General features: G+C 71.7%; 1 protein-coding gene. It reads right to left on the reverse strand.

All coding sequences use genetic code 11. The features are described 5' to 3' along the window. Nucleotides 1–552 (reverse strand): molybdopterin oxidoreductase family protein (locus HUK84_RS22410; protein WP_281362899.1); only part of this gene is annotated, 552 nt, incomplete at both ends.

Raw genomic sequence — 552 nt, forward strand, 5'->3', positions numbered from 1 at the left:
GTGGAATGGAGCGAAGCAGGTGCCGGGCGCCACCCGGTCCGACAGCCGGGCGGGCAGCACGGCCCGCCCCCGGCGCGAGCGGATTTCCACCTGGTCGCCCTCGGCAATCTCCAGCCGCGCCGCGTCCGTGGGCGCGATTTCGATGAACGGCCCGGGATTCAGCCGATTCAGCCCCTCGACCCGCCCGGTCTTGGTCAGCGTGTGCCATTGATGTTGCAACCGGCCGCTATTGAGCACGAACGGAAAATCCGCATCCGGCCAGTCGCCCGACGGCATATGGGGCCGGGGGTGGAACACCGCCCGCCCGTCCGGCATCGGAAAGACCGGCAGCCCGCCCGTCCGCGGCACATAGCGGATCGGATGCCGCGCGGCCTGGTCGCCGGGCGGGCAGGGCCATTGCACCGGCCCCGCGCGCAGCCGCGCATGGCTGATGCCTGAAATGTCGTAGCCGGTGGCCGGATTGGCGAACCCGCTGGCCTCGGCGAACACGTCGGCGGCCGAGGCGAAGTCGAACCCCTCGGCAAACCCCATGGCGCGCGCCACGCGGGCGAT

Origin of the sequence: Nguyenibacter vanlangensis, assembly GCF_013376155.1 — a bacterium.
GTDB classification, from domain to species: Bacteria; Pseudomonadota; Alphaproteobacteria; order Acetobacterales; family Acetobacteraceae; genus Gluconacetobacter; species Gluconacetobacter vanlangensis.